Origin of the sequence: Aquirhabdus parva (genome assembly GCF_003351745.1) — a bacterium.
Lineage (GTDB): Bacteria > Pseudomonadota > Gammaproteobacteria > Pseudomonadales > Moraxellaceae > Aquirhabdus > Aquirhabdus parva.
The window spans coordinates 796,561-815,120 of sequence record NZ_CP031222.1 but is presented as its reverse complement, the minus strand read 5'-3'; the positions used below and the strand labels follow the sequence as shown (position 1 = coordinate 815,120).

Below are 18,560 nucleotides of genomic sequence, written 5' to 3'. Positions count from 1 at the left end.
TATTCCTGCGGTTCTATGTGGTCATTTTCAAAGCTCTCTATAAAACACCGCATTTACTCACAAAACCATTCGTTCAAATCTTTTATGATTAATGGCTTGATTGACCATCCCGCTCATCATTCTGATGGTGATCCCCCCCCATTAATCAGGCACAAGGAATAGAATGCCATGAATTCAGGTCAAGCTCATTCCTCAAAATTCGCGACTGTGATTCGAGTTACTAGCGGTAACTTTTTAGAAATGTTTGATTTTTTTGTTTTTGGTTTTTACGCAACCTACATCGCAAAAACTTTCTTCCCGACAAACGACCCCTTCTCATCATTGCTCCTCACCTTTATGACCTTTGGTGCTGGATTTCTCATGCGTCCGTTGGGTGCGATCATTTTGGGTTCTTATGTTGACCGAGTCGGGCGACGTAAGGGACTTATTTTGACACTGGGTATGATGGCACTGGGCACGATGCTGATTGCCTTCGTTCCCGGCTATGCCTCCATCGGGCTTTTTGCACCATTCCTCGTTCTGATTGGTCGATTACTGCAAGGATTCTCCGCTGGCGTAGAACTAGGCGGTGTCTCGGTTTATTTATCCGAGATGGCTACACCCGGTAACAAAGGTTTCTATGTCAGTTGGCAATCGGCGAGTCAGCAAGTCGCGATTATCGTTGCTGCGACTTTGGGATATCTCGTCCAGCAAACTCTATCCCCAGAACAAATTAGCGAATGGGGCTGGCGCATTCCATTTTTTGTAGGGTGTATGATCGTACCGATCCTGTTTGTAATCCGGCGCTCCTTACAGGAGACTGAAGAATTCATGGCGCGTAAACACAAACCGAATCTACGGGAAATCGTACAATCGATGAAAAGCAACGGGTTGCTCATCATCCTTGGCATGATGATGGTGTCGATGACCACCGTTTCATTTTATTTGATCACCGTCTACACCCCAACTTTTGGTGAAACACAGCTAAATCTGTCCGCAACAGATTCCCTGCTGGTCACGTTTTGTATCGGGATCTCTAATTTTATTTGGTTACCGATTATGGGTGCGTTGTCCGATCGGATTGGTCGGAAGCCCCTCCTCGTGGTTTTTACCGTTCTCACGATTTTGACTGCCTACCCTGCATTGTCATGGTTGGTTTCGATACCCACCTTTAAAAACATGCTGATTGTCGAATTATGGCTGTCTTTTCTTTATGCCAGTTATAATGGTGCAATGGTTGTTGCCCTCACAGAGATTATCCCTGTCGAGGTGCGTACGGTAGGATTCTCATTGGCCTATAGTTTAGCCACGGCCATTTTTGGGGGCTTTACGCCCACTATCGCTACCTTCCTGATTCGAGAAACAAACAACAAAGCCTCGCCAGGACTATGGATGACATTCGCTGCCATCTGCGGTTTGGTTTCAACCTTGATTCTGTATAGAAAAAACAAGATGATCCAAACTAATACTATGCTTGCAAAATGATATGACCAAAAAAGGGCGCTAAATGCGCCCTTTTTAAATCTGATCGTCTTGAATTATTTCGTCTCAGCAAACAGCTCACGTCCAATCAGCATTCGGCGAATTTCCGACGTCCCGGCACCAATCTCAAACAGCTTTGCATCACGCCATAAGCGACCAGCGGGATAGTCATTGATATAACCATTGCCTCCCAAGACCTGAATCGCCTGGCCAGCCATCCATGTGGCTTTCTCCGCGGCGTAAAGGATTGCCCCGGCTGCATCTTTGCGAGTGGTCTCTCCGCGATCCGCTGCCTTGGCTACGGCATATAAATACGATGCACAGGCGTTATACCCGACATACATATCAGCGAGTTTACCCTGCATCAATTGAAACTCACCAATGGCTTGTCCAAACTGCTTGCGCTCATGGATATAAGGCACCACCACGTCCAGTGCTGCCGCCATGATGCCAAGCGGTCCGCCTGCTACTAAAATACGCTCGTAATCTAGACCGGACATCAGCACCTTAACCCCGCCATTTAGCTTGCCAAGCACGTTGGCGACAGGCACCTTGCAATCACGGAAAATCAGTTCACAAGTATTAGAGCCACGCAGTCCGAGCTTATCCAGCTTTTCACCAGTACTAAAGCCCTCAAAACTTTTTTCGATAATAAATGCGGTTATCCCATGTGATTTCGCTGCAAGATCTGTTTTGGCATAGACAATCAACACATCTGCATCTGGACCGTTGGTGATCCACATTTTGTTGCCATTCAACACATAGTGGTCGCCCTGTAAATCAGCACGTAGTTTCATACTCACCACATCGGAGCCTGCCTCCGGCTCCGACATCGCAAGCGCACCTATATGCTCGCCGCTAATGAGTTTCGGCAAATATTGACGTTTTTGTGCTTCAGTACCATTTCGGCGGAGCTGATTCACACATAGATTAGAGTGAGCACCATACGACAATCCCACAGCAGCCGAAGCACGTGAAATTTCTTCTGAAACAATAACATGCGCCAAATAACCAAGGCCTGCACCGCCATACTCTTCCTCAACCGTGATCCCGAGCAACCCCAGATCACCCATTTGGCGCCATAGCTCAAGCGGAAAATGATTATTTTTATCGATTTCTTGAGCAATAGGTGCAATTTCGCGTTGGGCGAATTGACGCACCATATCGCGTAGGGCAACAATTTCTTCACCTAAATCGTGGTTAAAGTTAGAGATATACATAATGCATTTATTTCCTTATTGAGCAACAATGACAAATAACCCATTCAAACTGAATCTGATGGCACACCCATGACAACGTCTAATCCCGAGAATACATCTACCCCATCCAATAAAGCGTCGAACGACCCATTGCACGGGCTAACGCTGGCAATCATTCTCGAACGACTGGTCTCGATTTATGGCTGGGAAGAGCTCGCCCACTTTATTAATATCCGTTGCTTTACCTTTGACCCCAGTATCAAGTCCAGCCTTACCTTTTTACGCCGCACGCCTTGGGCCAGAAAACAAGTCGAAGACTTCTACGTCGACTATGGTCACGGTGTCTGGCTGGAGCGTGAACGCCTGAATCACGCCTCAACTTCAGATCCGATTTAATCAGCCCTCGGTACCAAAATACTTTTATCTACGCCTTGGGTCTGCTCCAAGGCTAAAATCTATGCGCTTAAAATAACCTGTACACCTTCAAAAAACGCTACAATAGCTTCTTAAAATGCTTACCCATCAATACGATTCACTCTGCTCTTACTGTACATATTTAAATTGCTTAACTTTTTGCTTAATCTTTTGGACATTCCCATGAAAATCATTGCCCGTAACCTCTCTCGTGAAACCACCGAAGAAGAGCTAAAAGCCCTATTTGCTGAGTTCGGTGTCGTGCAATCTTGCACCTTGGTCATGGACAAGGAAACCGGCAAATCCAAAGGTTTTGGCTTCATCGAAATGCCACTTTATGAAGCCCGCACAGCAATTAAACGCTTAAATACCAAACGTATTGCCGGCAGTGTAATCCGTGTCAAAGAAGCCGAAGAAACGCCAAAATAACTAGAATTACATCCCTGAGCACGACAGCATCATCAATTCTCATCAATGCTGTCGTCTAACTACATGTAGCCACTTGCCTCAATCTGCATTAATAACTAACAGCACTTGTCGTTTCTTAACCTGCAATCCCACATGAGCAGAAATCGCACCCACTACACCATCACAGTTCGCTTTGATCTGCTGTTGAATTTTCATTGCTTCTAAGATCACCAAAGTCTGATCTTTGACCACGGTCTCCCCTTCCGCCACAAGAATATTCACTACCGCTCCATTCATCGGTGCGCGAATCTGACCATCACCAGCATCGATGCTACTGGCGGGTGGCGCGTGAGTCACATCGACAATGGTGAGATTGCCATTTGCCATATCTAAGTAGAGCGTGTCATCCACATGAACATAAGCTACAGACTTACGAACGCCCTGCCAGACATAAACCAGTCGGTTTTCATGACGGGATATAATCTCTAAGCCTTCAGTTTGACCTTCATGCTGTAAAGAGAAATGCGAGCTATCTTGATCTATAGCTAACTTATGCAGTTGTTCACCAACCTGCAGCTTCAACGGAATAGCAGGCGCAATCCCCGTGTGCCAACCGCTTTGCGAAGCTTTATGAACAAACAAACTGGCCGCAACCGCCAAGGCTTCATGGGATGCCACAGCAGGCTTGAGACTAACGTCTTGTGCAAAATGCTCCGTAATAAATGCGGTATTGGTATCACCTGAAACCAGCACTGGGTTTTGCAAAAGATTGACTAAAAACTGCTTGTTGCTGTTTACCCCCAAAAGCACAGTATCTTGCAATGCTCGCGCGAGTAAACGCACTGCATCAGTCCGCGTTTTACCATAGGCAATGACTTTGGCAATCATCGGATCATAATGTGGGCTGACTTCGCCGAGACTAGTCATGCCATGATCCACACGCACATTCGGCAGGTCAGTGGGTTGCCAAAGCAGAATTTCACCCGTTTGCGGCAGGAAGTCCACGCCTGGGTCTTCCGCATAGAGACGGACTTCAACTGCATGGCCTGTCAGCGTCAGTTCTTCTTGTGCAAGCGGCAGTGTTTCCCCATTTGCAACGCGTAATTGCCACTCGACCAGATCCAGCCCCGTAATCAACTCCGTTACGGGATGTTCAACTTGCAAGCGGGTATTCATTTCCAAGAAATAAAAGTTGCCTTGGCTATCGAGCAAGAACTCGACCGTACCCGCTCCGACATAATCACAAGACTTGGCTGCCGCAACAGCCGCCTCGCCCATGCGCTTGCGTAGATCAGGCGTCATCACCGGGCATGGGGCTTCTTCGACGACTTTTTGGTTACGGCGTTGAATAGAGCAATCACGCTCAAACAGATAGACATGATTGCCATGGGTATCTCCAAACACTTGAATTTCAACATGGCGCGGAGCAATCACTGCACGCTCCAGAATCATCTCACTGGAGCCAAACGCATTTAGGGCTTCCGATTGCGCAGTCTCAAGCGATGACTTCAATTCACTTTCTTGATGTACCAAACGCATCCCACGGCCACCGCCACCCGCAGAAGCCTTCACCATCAGCGGGAAACCAATTTTCTTACCTTCAGCAATCAGATTGTCGAGATCCTGATTGCCCCCTTGATAGCCGGGAATACATGGCACATTAGCCTCTAACATGGCGATTTTGGACAAACGTTTACTGCCCATCAGTTCAATGGCCGCAGGTGTTGGACCAATAAAGGTAATCCCTGCTTCAACACAGGCTTTGGCAAAAGCTGCATTTTCAGATAAAAAACCATAGCCCGGATGGATCGCATCAGCGCCCGTTTTCTTCGCGGCATCTAAAATATGATCCACACGTAAATATGAATCAGAAACCTTCGCGGGCCCGATACAGACGGCCTCATCCGCAAACTGCACATGCAATGCATTGGCATCAGCTTCGGAATACACTGCAACAGTACGGTAGCCCAAGGCTTTGGCAGTGCGCATGACACGCACTGCGATCTCGCCGCGGTTTGCGATCAGGACTTTGGTAAATGCCATACGGCCTCCGTGCAACAAAATTTGAAAAGTTGTTTTTATCTAAAAATCCCTTTCCTGATGAACGCGGTTCGGAAAGGGTCATATGTTAAACCAATGGTTATTCAGCCCAAGTCGGCAGACGCTTCTGAACAAAAGCCATGGTGCCCTCTAGCCCTTCACTACCCGACACAGCCTCAGCAAACTGAACCGCCACATCATCCAGTAAGGTATCTAATGGCACATGTCCCACACGATGCAAAATGGACTTGGTCACACGACTGGCTTTGGGTGCTGTGCGACGGATTTGCCCAACGACTTCATCAATCGCCGCATTCAATGCGTCTACACTGCTAAAGAGTTCATGGACTAAACCAATCCGATAGGCTTCTGCACCGCCGAAACGATTGCCCAGGAGTGCCAAACGACGAGCTTGCGTTAATCCGATGCGCTGCACGACAAAAGGCGCAATCTGCGCAGGAATCACGCCCAGACCCGTTTCAGGTAGACCAAACTTTGCGCTATCCAGACACAATGCCACATCTGACACACACGCAAGACCAAAACCGCCGCCAAGCACAGCTCCTTCTAGTACCGCAACGACCACTTGCGGCGCTTGATTAACCAGATTAATCAATGTGCCAAAGCCGCGATTGAACGCAACATAGGCAGCATTAGAACCCTCCTGATTGGCCAACAACCTCAGATTCGACATATCCTTGATATCGCCACCTGAACAGAAGTTGCCGCCTTCACCGCGAAGCACAACACCACGAATCGTTTCACTGTGAGCAAGAGCAGTGAAGAGTTCAATCAGCTCAGTCACCATCAACTGACTCATGGCATTGCGCGCATCAGGACGGTTCAAGCGCACATGCAAAATCGCGCCTTGTTGTTCAAGAATCAGGGTTTGCGTTTCTGGCAGAGTCATAGCATTTACTCGTATAAATCTTAATCAAGGGAAATCCAATCGTGCTTCAGTGATTACTTTTTCTTACCGGGTAAAATATCCATCAACTTGCAAATGATGCCCAGCATGATCTCATCGGCACCACCACCGATTGAGCCTAAACGGCCATCACGATACAGTTGCGATGCTGGGTTATCCCACATAAAGCCCATACCACCCCAGTATTGTAGGCAACTATCGGCGACTTCGCGGGTTAAACGACCCGATTTCAGTTTTGCCATGGAGGCAAGCTTCGTCACATTTTCACCCGCAATGTGGAGCTCACACGCTTGATAGGTCAATGCACGTAAGGCTTCCACTTCGCTTTGCAGCTCCGCTAGACGGAAATGCACCACTTGGTTATCAATCAGTGGCTGGCCAAAGGTACTACGTTGACGGCAATACTCAATTGTTGCCTCAATACAGCGCTCCATACCACCCAAAGAATTTGCAGCTGCCCATAAGCGCTCTTCCTGAAACTGCATCATCTGCATCATGAAGCCCATGCCCTCAGCACCCACCAAATTGCTTTGCGGTACGCGGACATTGTCAAAGAAGAGCTGGCATGTTTCTGTTGAGCGCATCCCCAATTTGTCCAATGGCTCAGAACGGGTAACACCAGGGGTATTGGTCGGTACAATGATCATGGATTTATTGCTATGCGGTTTACCGTCAGAGGTATTGGCCAATAAGCACAGGAAATCAGACTGTACCGAATTGGTGATCCACATTTTGGTGCCGTTGATGATGTAATCATCCCCGTCTTTTACCGCAGTCGTTTTAATCGCAGCTACATCCGATCCTGCATGCGGTTCAGACACCGCGATCGATGCAATGTATTCACCCGCAATCGCTTTGGTCAGAAATTTTTCCCGCAGTTCAGGACTGCCAAAACGTGCTAATGCTGGTGTTGCCATATCAGTTTGCACGCCAATCGCCAACGGAACGCCGCCGCAATTGATACGCCCAAGTGCTTCAGCAACGACAAGGTTGTATGAGTAATCTAAACCTAAACCACCATTTTCAACGGGTTTACAGATTCCTAGTAGCCCAAGATCACCCATCTTTTTAAAGACTTCGTGCATGGGAAAACGACCTGCCGCCTCCCACTCCGCCACATAGGGGTTAATTTCTTTTTCGACAAACTGGGTCGTGGCACGGCGTAAGGCTTCATGTTCCGCGGTAAATTTCATGACTCATTCCTTTTATTCGAATATGCAAAAATACGTTAAAAAATAATTCAGGCTTTCGATGGATTCCACGCGCCTTAGAACCTTGATGCCCCAAAACTGATTGGATTGAGCTGACGTTTCTCTGCTTCAAAAATTGTTTGTAATACAAAGATTAAGACATTGCGTGTATCACGGGGATCAATGAGACCGTCATCATGACCATGTGCGGTGTTGTAAAGCGCGGTCGTCTGCTCATCCAGCTTTGCCGCTGTACTTTGCTCAATGAAATCGAGCATTTGCTCATTTGGCTCCTGCCCTGTTGATCGCTGCTTCTCTTCGGCAACAATCCGCATCACTTTGCCCGCTTGTGCCCCACCCATCACTGCTGTACGTGAACTGGGCCATGCAAACAAGAAATTGGGAGAAAGTGCACGACCACACATGGCGTAGTTGCCTGCACCATAGGATCCACCAACGATCACTGAAATTTTAGGCACGGTTGCATTGGCAACAGCCTGAATCAGTTTTGAACCATGCTTGACGATACCGTTCTGTTCTGCGTCAGTGCCAACGATAAAGCCCGTGGTATTGTGCAAAAACAACAAAGGTCGACGTGTCTGTTCACAAAGGTGAATAAACTGCGCGGTTTTGGTCGCGCCTTGGACTGTGATTGGGCCATTGTTGGTAATGATACCGACCATCATGCCGCCCATTTTTGCCCAACCACAAACAGTCATGGCATCAAACTCTTGTTTGAACTCCAGAAAGTCTGAATCATCCACGATATGAGCAATCACTTCTTTCATATCCAGCGGCTGTTTGATATCGGCAGGAATCAAACCATAGAGGTTTTCAATCGGATAACGCGGCTCTAAATATTGTGTCGGTGTCGATGCCGTTTGTTCTTTCCAGTTCAACATCTCGACAATATCGCGTGCCTGACGAATACCATCCGCGTCATTCTCAGCGAGATATTCTGCAGTGCCCGCAACCATGGCATGCATCTCTGCACCACCCAAGTCCTCACCATTGGCCACTTCACCTGTTGCAGCCAGCAATAATGGCGGACCTGCCAAAAACATTTGCGTACGCTTACGAATCACAATGATGTAATCCGACAAACCTGGTTGATACGCACCGCCTGCAGTCGCATTTCCGTGCACCACAGAAATTTGCGGAATACCCATTGCTGAAAGACGCGCTTGATTAGCAAAAGTCCGACCTGCATTGACAAAAATCTCGCCGCCGTAATTCAGATTTGCACCACCACTTTCCGTTAAACAAATCACTGGCAGTTTATTTTCTTTAATAATTTCATGAAGACGGAGCGTCTTGATCATCCCTGCAGGAGAAATCGTACCACCCTTGATCGCGCTATTACTGGCCGTGACCATGCAGCGCATGCCATTGACAAAACCAATCCCGGCAATGATGCCTCCTCCTGCATCTGAGCCATCCTTGTCGTCATACATGCCGTAACCGACAAGACCGAGTAACTCAACAAAAGGCGTTCCCGCATCCAGTAATAAACGCACACGTTCATGAGGCAAAATCTGCCCACGCTTTTCAAATTTTGGTTTTGCAGCAAACGATTTATCAATCACCTTTTGCTGAATGGTGCGCATGGCCGCAATAGACTTTTCAACAAACTCACGGTTCGCCGCAAATTGAGGACTGCTTGGATCAAGTGCTGTTTCAAGAATCGCCATTATCTTTTACTCTCTATTTTCCTGACTTTATTGACCGTTTGTTGACCGTTTTTGAATGCTTTCATATCGGTATCAAGCGTCTTTTTTCAACACATCAGGAATAAATGCACGATGGAAGCCATTGAATGGTGCATTGTTCTTGGCATCGACCAAGGGATACATTGGCGTCCCCAGTGATGCAGCACCATCAATCCGAATGGTCACGCCGCTCACAAACGCAGCAGCCTCAGAGAGTAAGAAACAAGTCACTGAGGAGACTTCAGACTCTGTACCCATGCGCTTTAGCGGCACTTTTTCCGCCAGCATGGGGATCATGGCGCGGAATGCACCTTGGTATGTATCCATACCCGATGACATAATCCAGCCCGGTGCTACGGCGTTGACACGCACACCCGACTTGGCCCACTCAATCGCAGCGGTCTTGGTCAGGTTGTCCACCCCTGCTCGCGCAGCGCCGGAATGCCCCATCCCCGGCATACCGCCCCACATATCGGCTGTCATATTGACGATACTGCCGCCGTTTGCACCCATCCACTGGTTATAGACTTCGCGCATCATCAAGAACGTGCCGTGTAAGTTATTACGAATCACCGAATCAAAACCATTGAATGAAATGGACTCCAGTGCAGCAGGAAACTGACCGCCAGCGTTATTAAACAGGCCATCAATGCGACCAAACTCTGCAATCACAGCGGCAATCGTCGCTTTGACCTGTTCTTCTTGGCGAATATCACAGACAAAACCTTTGACCTTGCCGCCATCTCCTGCAATTTCAGCACTAATGGCGTCCAGTTTTTCAGGTTTGCGTCCGGTAATGATCACCTGTGCACCTAGTGCTGCAAGCTCATGCGCGGTACAACGACCGATACCCGAACCACCACCCGTAACAATGATCACTTTTCCTGCAAATGCATCTGATCGAAAGATTGAACTGTATGACATCGTTTTCATTCCGTTATATTTCAAATTAATTCATGGCTTGTATATAGAAAATCGGTTTAGAGTTATTTCAATAAATCCGCAGGTATCTGAACAGGGATTTCCAATAACTGCTGTGCCAGCGCCTTGCCTTGCGGGTCAATGCGTAAACTCGCCATTCCACCGCCGCCCAGAGCATTTTCGAGAAAAAAGTTCATTGCGTTTAGACCCGGAAGTTCAAAGCGACGGACACGACTGTTCGCACCATCAAGAACATGTGCCATATACTCAGCGACCGTCTGTTCATTGACCGAAGCTCTAATCCAAGGAAGGTATTCAGGGCGACGGGCAAGCACACCGATATTCGATGCATTACCCTTATCGCCACTGCGTGCATGTGCAACTTTGATCAGTGGCACTGTCACCAAATTTTTAGCCTGTATGAGATCGGCAATATCGCCTGCGCTAATCGGTGCAAGTGGCTCATGTTTGACACCCGTTGGGATATCAGTCACTTGACGGATGCCATTGATATCCAGTTCAACCGTGCAGTGCGATTTATCAATGAGGAAAGAAAAGAGTTTGACCACGGGTGATACTTTAGGACGACCGCCCATGATGCCTGCGAGGCCTGGTGCCATACCTGTCGAGGCTTGAGCAATTTCAGAGGCTAAGAACATACAGGCTTGCTGATAGGGATGGCTGACTGCAATTTTGACGGCAACTTCACGGCTATCAGAGCGACGACCATGAGGACCATAGGTACTTTCTGTACCGATATATTCCACCGATTTCTCAGTAAAACCCATCACACCGCGCAGCGCCAAGACACGCTCACATTTATCTAGAATCGCTTGCGAAACTTTTTCTGCTTTACGCTTTGCATCAATCCCTGCGATCACAAAGCTGACCAGTACACGATAACCATCCGCATAAGTTGCGCTGACTTTGTACTGCGTCGTTGGTGCACGACCGCGGGCACCCGTCAGTTGAACGCGGTTCTCACCCACTTGCTTAAGCTGTACATGACTAAAATCAGCGATCACGTCAGGAAGAATATACGACTGAGGATCATTGATCTCGTAAACGATTTGCTCACCAATGGTTCCCAAGTTGATCAAGCCGCCTGTTCCTTCTGGCTTGCTAATCACAAATGAACCATCCGCAGACACTTCAGCAATCGGAAAGCCCATATTGTCGTAACCGGGAACATCTTCCCAATCGGTATAGTTCCCGCCTGTACACTGCGCACCACACTCAATCACATGACCTGCAAGAGCCGCTTGTGCGAGATGATCGTAATCTTCCACGCCCCAACCAAACTCATGCATGAGCGGGCCAATCACCACAGCGGAATCAACAACGCGCCCTGTAATGACGATATCTGCACCAGCAGTTAAAGCATCACGAATAGGGACTGCACCGAGGTAGGCATTGATACTGGTCATCTGCTCAGGCATTGCTTGACCAGTAAACATCTCGGTCACTCCTGAGGTACGCAGGGTTTCTTGCTCAGCCATCAAATCGTCGCCCAACACTACGGCAACTTTAAGATCCAATCCCGCATCATTGATGAGTTTAACCAGCGCATCACGACACGATAATGGATTGATACCGCCAGCATTGCTGACGACTTTGATTTTTTTCTTGGCAATCGATTTCAGCAAAGGTTCCATCACGCGTGTGACGAAATCATGAGCGTAGCCTTGGGAAGGGTCTTTGAGTTTGGCACGCGCCATGATCGACATCGTAACTTCGGACAGATAATCAAATACGAGATAGTCAATCTGCGCCTGATGCACCAACTGAAAGGCTGCTGTGTTGGTATCGCCCCAGAATCCTGAGGCACATCCAATGCGTACGACGCGCTGTTGATCTGGCGATGCAGCTTGAGACTCGTGTTCAGGAATAGCTCGAATATCATTCACGTGCAAACTTCCTTCTTTGGACTGATTTGAGTTTGTTTTGCTTTACGATAAGTTACCAAGCAAGCGCTTGGTTTGTAAAGCCAGATATGTAATAATTTTTATGAATGAGGTTGTAAACTGTTAGAATTCACCACTAAATTTTCGATTTAGATCCCGTTTTACGAATGGACTTTTTATCAAAAATTAGTACTTAACATTTTGACTTTATTTGTTTTATAGACGAAATATTCTACTGTCTAACGACCAACTTTATAGGTAATGATGACGTGAATGACCCAGCAGTCATGCAATTGCTAGAGCACCTTCCTTTGATTGGGGGGATGGATGATAGCCCTCGTGGGCGAGTATTGCGCGCTGCGGCGTACCTTTTCCATGAACAAGGCTATGCACGGACCACCGTACGCGAACTTGCACAAATTGTAGGGATTCAATCGGGCAGCTTATTTCATCATTTCAAGACGAAAGACGACATTCTGTGTGCCGTGATGGAAGAAGCGATTATTTATAATCTGGCGCAAATGAAGCTTGCGATAGAAGTTGGTCAGACTGCTGCTGAACGACTAAAAGGATTGATCCGGGCGGAGCTGGAATCGATTAATGGTAATACCAGTAATGCGATGGCGGTCTTGGTGTATGAGTGGAACGCCATTTCACGCGCTCAGCAAGAACCCCTGCTCGCCATGCGGCAAGAATACGAGACCTTATGGCTAAACGTATTAGAGGACTTAAAACAACAAGGACACGTCCATCACGACACGTTTATCTGGCGACGCCTGATCAGTGGTGCAACCTTTGGCACGGCACTTTGGTATAAGCCTAACGGGCGGATTTCACTGGAAGAACTGACGGAGATTACGCTGGCGATGGCACTCGGTCAGTAAACCCACAGGTAGAAGTTATTTTTTAATGCTTAAGACGGTATGTTGAGGAAGGATTTTCGTCAATAAACCCGTGATCTTAAAGACCGCATTCGGCGTACCTGCCGCGGCCCAAGTTTCATCAAACTGCAACAAGTCTTCATCAACAAAGACTGTCAGAGGACTATCATGACCGACTGGCGGCACACCGCCTATCGCAAAGCCAGTCACGTTTCTCACAAAATCCGCATCGGCTTTTTCGATTTTCTCATCAACGCACTGGGCAATGATCTTCTCGTTCACACGGTTAGAACCACTAGCAAGAACCAGGACAGGACGCTTCGTTTCAACCGTACGGAAGATGAGCGACTTAATGATTTGTTCTTTCCTACACTGCAGTGCCGATGCCGCATCGTCCGCCGTCCGCGTCGATTCCGGCAGTTCAAGCACAGTAAATTCATGGCCTTGCTCGTATAGAAAGTCTTGAAATTGCTGTGCGCGTGGACTCAAAGGCATGTTTTTCACTCTCATGACGAACTTCTCAATCATATCGACCACGAACTTAGGTGCAACCCACTATCCGTCAAGAAATGTATCTCAGCCCAGATACGGAGCAATTAGGCCAAGGTTAAATTCACCACATCCAGACGCTTGTCATCAATCGCACAGCTCTCCTCTGTAACGTCGGCACGCAATGACTCAAAGTCAAACATCTCGCGATCAGCAAGCTGTGAGGGATGGACGTTCTGCAAGGCCGTAAAAATACTGGCCAAACGCTTAGGATGCTCAAGGTCCCAATCGCGCAGCATGTTATTCACTACCGCCCGTTGTAGATTGGTCTGACTGCCGCACAGATTACACGGGATAATGGGAAACTGGCTTTGGGCTGCGTATTTGATGATGTCCTTTTCAGCGACATACGCAAGCGGACGAATGACAATATTTTTGCCATCGTCCGATTTCAATTTGGGTGGCATGGCTTTGAGCGTTCCGCCATGAAACAGATTAAGGAAAAACGTCGCAACGATGTCATCCCGATGATGTCCCAAAGCCACTTTGGTCGCGCCGATTTGCTGCGCAAAACCATACAGCGACCCACGACGTAAACGAGAGCACACTGCACAAAAGGTCTTTCCTTCTGGTGTGAGTTGTTTGACGATGCTGTAGGTATCTTTTTCTAGGATGTAATACGGAATATTTCGCTTGGATAGATACTCCGGCAGGATATGCTCAGGGAAGTCAGGCTGCTTCTGATCCATGTTGACCGCAACAATCTCAAAGCGAATTGGTGCAATGCTTTGTAGAAACAATAGAATATCGAGCATGGTATAGCTGTCTTTACCGCCTGACAGGCACACCATAACCTTATCGCCCTCTTCGATCATGTTGAAATCTTTGATAGCTTCGCCAACTTGCTTACGGAGCTTTTTTTGTAGCTTGAGAAATGCGGTGGTGGTGGGTGCATCGGGATTAAAAAACGGCACGCGCGATAAAGCCGACACGTCAGAATCGGACCCTTCAATTGAGGCCACACCATCAACGATTAAATCATCCATCGCACCCACCCGCACAAAGATCAGCCTAAAAAATGAGGCGATATTTTAGCGATTTTTGGATAATTCAGTCCAGCGCTAAAATCAGCACGCCATGAACCTAGGACTTCATGTGTAGACGCTTTAAGACGGTTTGCATGTCGCGGCATACTGTTCGGCATTACGTAAAACACGCAAGACATTCTCACCCCAGATCTGACGAAGGTCTTTTTCACTATACCCCGCAGCCAATAAACGCGCAGTGATCTTCGGCAGTTTAGACACATCTTCAAGGCCGGGAACGCCCCCACCGCCATCCCAATCCGCACCAATACCCACATGTTGAGGTCCGACCAGTTTTAGGACATGCAATAAATGCTGCATAAAGTCTTCAAAATCGGGTTTGGTTGCTGGAGGAATCTTTTGATTGAGTTCAGCATATGTCGCGGCTAAGGTTTTCGTTTTGTCTGCGGTTAACGTTCCAAAGACATTGAAATTAGCGTATATCTGCTCTTGCACGGCACCACGCACAGGATCTTTTTCAACCGGCGCAAGATAAGTCTTAAAACTATTGATCTGAATCACACCGCCTTTATTGGCAAGCTTAACTATCCGTGCATCATCTAAATTCCTTGGGTGATCAAAGATGGCTTTACTGCCGGAATGCGATGCGATAATCGGAGTCGCAGACAATTCTAACGCTTGATCAAAGACATCATCCGAGGCATGGGACACATCGATCACAAGCCCCTGACAATTCGCCGCAGTAATGAGCTTCTTCCCTGCAGGACTCAAGCCGTGCCACTCTGGTTTATCCGTGGATGAGTCGGCAAAATCATTATTCTTGGTATGGACAAGGCCCAACATGCGGAGACCTAAACGCTGGAACATCCCTAACAGGGCTGGGTCATTGCTCAGCGGTGCAGCGTTTTCCATACTCAAGAACACCACGCTGCGGCCGCTCGCCGCAATCTTGGCTGCATCATCAGCACGCAGGGCCAGTCCGAATTGGTTAGGGTATCTTAGCGTCAGATCTCTAATTCGTGCTGCCGTTGCTAAACCATGCTCAGCGGCTAAGGCATTGCCCTCCAAAGTCCGTGGACCTTGAGGCGTATAGATCGCCCAAAAACCGCCTTTTAATCCGCCTTCTTGCATTCGCCTTAAGTCAATCTGTGAAAAGTCTGATTCATAAGTATGCCGAGACAAAACATCCCAACCCGGACGTGCCAATTGCATTGCGGTATCCAGATGCGTATCGAGGGTCAACAGTCCAGCATGTATCTTTGCTGCTTTTTTCTCTAGCTCCGTAGGTGTGGAAACCTCTTGCGAGGGAGCCAAATGGGTAAATAGTGGATTAGCTTGAGTCTCTGGTAAGTCAGAGGATTCGGCATAGGACAGAGATGCTGACATCGCAATAATCAACATCGCAAACAGATCTGTTCGTCGAAACATACGTGTATTAAAGCTTAGCGTAAAAAGGCTCATGATCAGAATCTCGCGGTCAAGGTCGCTTGTAGCGTGCGTGCAGGACCCGGCAGGAAAGTCGCAGGCGTATTGACCGTTGTGTATATCGTGCCGAGATAGCGCTTATCGAATAAATTATCCACATTGAATCTTAGCTTGATATGACTGAGTGCGCCTATCTTAAAACTGTCATAACCTAAATCCACATAAGCATTCACGACTGAAAATGAAGGCACGGTTTCACTATTGGTCAAATTGGTGTAGCGCTTGCCAAGATAGCGTGTAGAGACATTGACCACCGCCCAAGGATTGACTTCATACGTCGCCGCAAGCTGTGCAATCCAAGTCGGACTGTCGGGCATACGATTATCCGCAATGGTCAGAGTCGGTAAATTGTCCTTCAACCGCGCAACGTTATAGCTTAGGTTACTACTCAATACGACACGATTATTCAAGAGTTCTGGCTTCCAGCGACCCGTAAACTCCAGACCATAGGCATTCGTTGTTCCGATGTTCTGATACCACGTTTCTGTGGTTGTACTACCGGGCACAGGGGACGCATAGGGCTGGATACGATGATCAAACTGGGTGAAATAACTGGCCAGTGAAAGGTTATAAGTGGATTGATTAATTCGATAACCCAATTCAAAATTTTGGGCAGTTTCAGCTTCTGGTGTCGGAACAGTGGGTCCTGATTGCGAGAAAACATCATCTGCACTACGCGGCAGTGCCAAAGTCTTGGACCATGAACCAAACGCCTGTGTATGTGGGGTCAGGTTATAGACCGCACCAATTTGCGGAAGAAAATGGTTAACCCATGAGGCACTCAAAGTCGGTTGGCGCTGATTGATATAATCATTGGGATTGCGGAAACCATGAATATCATAATCCAGATTCAGGCTTTTAACCCCAAAATCAAGTTTCAGCCGATCGGCAAGCAACGACCATGTATCTTTCAAATTAAGTTGCAACGTATCTCGCGTCGACTGGTAGTCGCGCTGTAAATGTACAGGTTGATTGAGCAATGGCTCGCCCGCAGGGTTGCCACCCTCTAAGTTATAGCGCGCCTGCGTCCGATGATACTCGTCGCGTTCAAGCCACGCACCCGCCTCAACCTGATGAGCACCTGCATTCCACACGAACGCCGTGCGCCCACCCCACCGATCGCCTGAGATGGTCGACAAACCATATTGTAAACCTTGAGGGGCATACAAACCTTGGATGATATTTTTTTCGGCCGTATAGTTTTTTAGGGATGTCGCATAGGCTTCGGGGGATACTCCGTAGCCCTCCTTATCTTCATAATACAATGTCGTCACGTTTTTGATATTCGATGTCACATCAAACTGATCTGACAATCCATAGAGCACGTCGTGACGCTGATTAATGGCCTGCTGATAATATTGATTATAGTTCGGGTTGCTATATTTAATGTTTGGCACCGTCACTGGTAAATTAGGCACCTCTCCCAGATAACCAAAATCACGTCCTGAACGACCAAAGGGATCATTTGCCTGACCTAAATATTGCGCATACGTCACGCTAGGCACGTCATGATCATAGAAATCGTTATAAACGACTTTAAAAGTCAGATCATGTCCAGAATCACTTTGAAAGCGAACCTTTCCTTCCGCATGCTTCCGATCGATTGTTCCTGCACCACGCCAAAGATCTGAATTGATTTTCGAGAAGCTCGCATACGCGGAGAGCCCATCATACTCACCCGACTCCAGCTTCACAAAACTGCGTCTGAGATTGTCGCTCCCAAGCGTTTCTGACACTGTGGCACCAGATTTTTTAGCAGGATTGGTTGTCGTATATTCAACTATCGGACCTAATGATGCATAACTGGGTGCAGAAACATCCCCTGTACCCGTTGACGCCACGACCCGAGCGGTATTTTCATTGTCCACATAACGAAAAATAGGGCTGCCACCAAACTGATCACTGCGCCCCAATGGAATGCCATCAACCACAAAACCGATTTGCTGAAAATTAAACGCGCGCACCGAGACCGAGTTGCCAAATTCATATAAGCCTAGCGCATCATTGGATTGCACATTAAATCCAGGCAGCGATTCCAACATCTTCAAACCTGAAATTCCTGCCGGTGCAGAGAGCAAAGCTTTTTGCGTTATCGCACTGGTATTGTGATTTTGATTGAATCCAATCGCTAGACTCGCATCAGTGACGCGTCGCCCAACAACCACAACCGCATTATCATTTACAGACTGGTCAGCGTTTGAATCTGAAGGTGGCGAATCGTTGATGATGGTGCGGCCCTGACTTGATGTTGAATCTGGGTTATTGGCTTCTGCCGCACAATACTGAGTACTACTCAATACACTCGCTACCATCAACCACAAATATTTTCGCCGTTTAACGCTTAAAATTTGGTTATTTCTATCTAATGACTCAATAACATGTGACATTCATCTACCCCAATGATGATCTGAATGTTCTCATGCTATCGTTACCAATAATATAAATAAAATACATTATTAATGTTAGTTTATATAAAAATTAAACA

Annotated in this window: 13 protein-coding genes and 4 pseudogenes; 4 read left to right on the top strand and 13 right to left on the bottom strand. The window is 47.5% G+C overall.

Features of this window, described 5'->3' with window-relative positions; all coding sequences use genetic code 11:
* Positions 1-168 precede the first annotated feature (168 nt).
* On the top strand, positions 169-1,464 hold the full coding sequence (tcuC, locus tag HYN46_RS03615) for an MFS transporter (protein ID WP_114898137.1): 1,296 nt from the start codon (positions 169-171) through the stop codon (positions 1,462-1,464).
* Positions 1,465-1,517: 53 nt separating this feature from the next.
* Here tcuC and HYN46_RS03610 read toward each other — a convergent pair whose 3' ends face one another.
* On the bottom strand, positions 1,518-2,681 hold the full coding sequence (locus HYN46_RS03610; RefSeq protein WP_114898136.1) for an isovaleryl-CoA dehydrogenase: 1,164 nt from the start codon (positions 2,679-2,681) through the stop codon (positions 1,518-1,520).
* Positions 2,682-2,750: 69 nt separating this feature from the next.
* On the opposite strand from HYN46_RS03610, the gene HYN46_RS03605 reads away from it, so the two are divergent.
* Together HYN46_RS03605 and HYN46_RS03600 are read left to right on the top strand one after the other, a co-directional pair.
* Positions 2,751-3,056 (top strand): VF530 family protein, encoded by a 306-nt coding sequence (locus tag HYN46_RS03605; protein ID WP_114898135.1) that lies wholly within the window; start codon positions 2,751-2,753, stop codon positions 3,054-3,056.
* A 201-nt stretch (positions 3,057-3,257) separates the two neighbouring features.
* The gene (locus HYN46_RS03600; RefSeq protein ID WP_114898134.1) at positions 3,258-3,503 is read left to right on the top strand and encodes an RNA recognition motif domain-containing protein; all 246 of its coding nucleotides are present in this window, start codon (positions 3,258-3,260) and stop codon (positions 3,501-3,503) included.
* Between the two features lie 78 nt (positions 3,504-3,581).
* Here the strand turns inward: HYN46_RS03600 and HYN46_RS17600 are convergent.
* From HYN46_RS17600 to HYN46_RS03570, 8 genes and pseudogenes are all read right to left on the bottom strand, one after another.
* Positions 3,582-3,947: pseudogene (locus HYN46_RS17600) on the bottom strand (acetyl-CoA carboxylase biotin carboxyl carrier protein subunit); the annotation flags it as partial.
* A gap of 170 nt (positions 3,948-4,117) precedes the next feature.
* A pseudogene (locus HYN46_RS03595) lies at positions 4,118-5,525 on the bottom strand (acetyl-CoA carboxylase biotin carboxylase subunit); the annotation flags it as partial.
* 97 nt (positions 5,526-5,622) lie between these two features.
* Complete coding sequence (locus tag HYN46_RS03590) at positions 5,623-6,432, bottom strand: enoyl-CoA hydratase/isomerase family protein (protein WP_114898132.1); 810 nt, start codon at positions 6,430-6,432, stop codon at positions 5,623-5,625.
* Positions 6,433-6,485: 53 nt separating this feature from the next.
* A complete protein-coding gene (locus HYN46_RS03585; RefSeq protein WP_114898131.1) occupies positions 6,486-7,643 on the bottom strand; it encodes an acyl-CoA dehydrogenase family protein in 1,158 nt (385 codons plus the stop codon).
* Between the two features lie 74 nt (positions 7,644-7,717).
* The gene (locus HYN46_RS03580; RefSeq protein WP_114898130.1) at positions 7,718-9,331 is read right to left on the bottom strand and encodes an acyl-CoA carboxylase subunit beta; all 1,614 of its coding nucleotides are present in this window, start codon (positions 9,329-9,331) and stop codon (positions 7,718-7,720) included.
* 72 nt (positions 9,332-9,403) lie between these two features.
* Positions 9,404-10,273: an SDR family oxidoreductase gene (locus tag HYN46_RS03575; RefSeq protein ID WP_114900578.1), complete on the bottom strand. Its 870-nt coding sequence runs from the start codon at positions 10,271-10,273 to the stop codon at positions 9,404-9,406.
* Between the two features lie 62 nt (positions 10,274-10,335).
* Positions 10,336-10,671 (bottom strand): annotated as a pseudogene (locus HYN46_RS17650) (AtuA-related protein); the annotation flags it as partial.
* A 177-nt stretch (positions 10,672-10,848) separates the two neighbouring features.
* A pseudogene (locus tag HYN46_RS03570) lies at positions 10,849-12,051 on the bottom strand (acyclic terpene utilization AtuA family protein); the annotation flags it as partial.
* Between the two features lie 410 nt (positions 12,052-12,461).
* On the opposite strand from HYN46_RS03570, the gene HYN46_RS03565 reads away from it, so the two are divergent.
* Complete coding sequence (locus HYN46_RS03565) at positions 12,462-13,058, top strand: TetR/AcrR family transcriptional regulator (RefSeq protein ID WP_114898129.1); 597 nt, start codon at positions 12,462-12,464, stop codon at positions 13,056-13,058.
* Positions 13,059-13,073: 15 nt separating this feature from the next.
* On the opposite strand, the gene HYN46_RS03560 is transcribed toward HYN46_RS03565, so the two are convergent.
* The 4 genes from HYN46_RS03560 to HYN46_RS03545 form a co-directional block, all read right to left on the bottom strand.
* The gene (locus tag HYN46_RS03560; protein ID WP_114898128.1) at positions 13,074-13,550 is read right to left on the bottom strand and encodes a YbaK/EbsC family protein; all 477 of its coding nucleotides are present in this window, start codon (positions 13,548-13,550) and stop codon (positions 13,074-13,076) included.
* A gap of 101 nt (positions 13,551-13,651) precedes the next feature.
* On the bottom strand, positions 13,652-14,590 hold the full coding sequence (ttcA, locus tag HYN46_RS03555) for a tRNA 2-thiocytidine(32) synthetase TtcA (RefSeq protein WP_114900576.1): 939 nt from the start codon (positions 14,588-14,590) through the stop codon (positions 13,652-13,654).
* 120 nt (positions 14,591-14,710) lie between these two features.
* On the bottom strand, positions 14,711-16,051 hold the full coding sequence (locus tag HYN46_RS03550) for a dipeptidase (RefSeq protein ID WP_228254878.1): 1,341 nt from the start codon (positions 16,049-16,051) through the stop codon (positions 14,711-14,713).
* A 2-nt stretch (positions 16,052-16,053) separates the two neighbouring features.
* The gene (locus HYN46_RS03545; RefSeq protein ID WP_228254877.1) at positions 16,054-18,462 is read right to left on the bottom strand and encodes a TonB-dependent receptor; all 2,409 of its coding nucleotides are present in this window, start codon (positions 18,460-18,462) and stop codon (positions 16,054-16,056) included.
* Between the last annotated feature and the right edge of the window lie 98 nt (positions 18,463-18,560).